This window comes from Parvimonas sp. KA00067 (assembly GCF_001553085.1).
Classification (GTDB): domain Bacteria; phylum Bacillota; class Clostridia; order Tissierellales; family Peptoniphilaceae; genus Parvimonas; species Parvimonas parva.
The window spans coordinates 8,661-10,858 of sequence record NZ_KQ960152.1; the positions used below are offsets into that span (position 1 = coordinate 8,661).

1 protein-coding gene is annotated in these 2,198 nt (G+C 30.2%); it reads right to left on the reverse strand.

Annotated elements, in window-relative coordinates; translation table 11 throughout:
* Positions 1-2,198 (reverse strand): leucine-rich repeat domain-containing protein (locus HMPREF3181_RS06320; RefSeq protein ID WP_197415936.1); only part of this gene is annotated, 2,198 nt, incomplete at both ends.

The following is a 2,198-nucleotide window of genomic DNA, read 5'->3' on the forward strand; positions in this document are numbered from 1 at the left end:
GTTGGATCTACTGGTCCTACTACTGGTGGATCTGGTGTTGGTGTAGGCGGAGGTGTTTCTTTTTTATTTACTGTTAAGGCTTCTGTTTGTGCAGTTAATGTATTTTTTTGTGCAGTTAACAAACCGTTTGTTAATTTTAAAGCTTTTCCATTGTTTGCTAATGTTAAAGCTGTATCATCTATAAGATTTGTTGTAATTACATTAGATGCAAAGGCTCTAAATGCTACGTCTTTTGTTAAGGCTTCTGTTTCTTCTGTAGAGTTTTCTTTTGTTAAGCTAACTTTCTTTCCATTGTCTTCTGATGTTAAATCAGTTCCATTTTTTGGATTTGTTGTAATTTTATATGTTTCAAAGTCTTTAAATGCTACGTCTTTTTCTAAGCCTTGGTTATCTTTTAATGTTACTACAAGTCCTGATAAATCTAGTTTTTCTCCTTCTGTGTAGATTAGTTTTGGTTGTTCTTTTACTACCATACTTTCTACATGTTCTGGGTCAAATACTTTTTCATTTACTGTTAGATTTTTTGTATCGTCTTGTAAGCTTCCTTTACTTATTGTTACAGGCTGGTCGTTGTCTGCTAATGTTAAATCAGCTCCATTTTTTGGATTTGTTTTGATTCCATTAGCTTCAAAGTTTTTAAATGCTACGTCTTTTGTTAAGCCTTGCTTGTCTGTTAATGTTACTACAAGTCCTGATAAATCTAGTTTTTCTCCTTCTGTGTAGATTAGTTTTGGTTGTGTTTTTACTACCATCTTTTCTATATGTTTTTGGTCAAATACTTTTGCATTTACTGTTAGATTTTTTGTTTCATCTTGCAAACTTCCTTTACTTATTGTTACAGGCTTGTTGTCGTCTGCTAATGTTAAATCAGCTCCATTTTTTGGATTTGTTGTGATTTTATATGTTTCAAAGTCTTTAAATGCTACGTCTTTTTCTAAGTCTTGATTATCTTTTAATGTTACTACAAGTCCTGACAAATCTAGTTTTTCTCCTTCTGTGTAGACTAGTTTAGGTTGTTCTTTTACTTTCATACTTTCTACATGTTTCGGGTCAAATACTTTATAGGTAATCGCTAATATGACATTCATCTCTTCATTGTCGTTAACTTTATACTTGTAAGTTACTTCTTTTATAGTATCATTATCAACTGTAAGAGCATCATCGCCAAAACTTGCTCCAACTGGTGAAATAACTTTATCTTTTTTAAATTGTCCTGGAAACTTACTATATTTAAATTCTCTTATACCCTTAATTACTGTTATATTGTATTGTTGAAAACGACACTCCAAGTCAGTAAGCTTTGTGTTTTTAGTTACATCTAAACTTGTTAGCTTGTTGTTAAAACAATCCAAGTAAGTAAGATTTGTGTTTTTAGTTACATCTAAACTTGTTAGATTGTTTACATTACAATCCAAGTAATTAAGCTTTGTGTTTTTACTTACATTTAAACTTGTTAGCTCGTTTCTATGACAATCCAAGTAAGTAAGATTTGTGTTTTTACTTAAATCTAAACTTGTTAGCTTGTTGTATTCACAATGCAATACAGTAAGATTTTTATTTTTACTTACATCTAAACTTTTTAGATTGTTGTTATTACAATACAATGTAGCAAGCTTTGTGTTTTTAGTTACATCTAAACTTTTTAGATTGTTGTCAGAACAATATAATTCAGTAAGCTTTGTGTTTTTAGTTACATCTAAACTTGTTAGATTGTTGTTGTGTTCACAACCCAATTTAGTAAGCTTTGTGTTTTTAGTTACATCTAAACTTGTTAGATTGTTGTCAGAACAATATAATTCAGTAAGCTTTGTGTTTTTAGTTACATCTAAACTTGTTAGTCTGTTTCCATAACAATGCAATGTAGTAAGATTTATGTTTTTACTTACATCTAACTCTGTTAGATAGTTTCCATAAAAAATCAATTTAATAAGATTTTTAAAATATTCAATTCCTTTTAAAGAATAAACTAAAGAAGTGTTGGCTATCTTAATCTCTTCAACCTTATCTAACTCGTCCCTACTTAACTTGCCATCTTTATTTGTATCAAACTCACGACTTACATAATTTCTAAAATTTTCATTCGGAAAGTGTGCTTCATCAATGGCGACATCACCTTCTGCTGCATGGGTTTCTATGGTGTTAAGTGGCAGACAACCTATAAACATCACTAGAGCAAGAAAAAATCCCATTATCCTTTT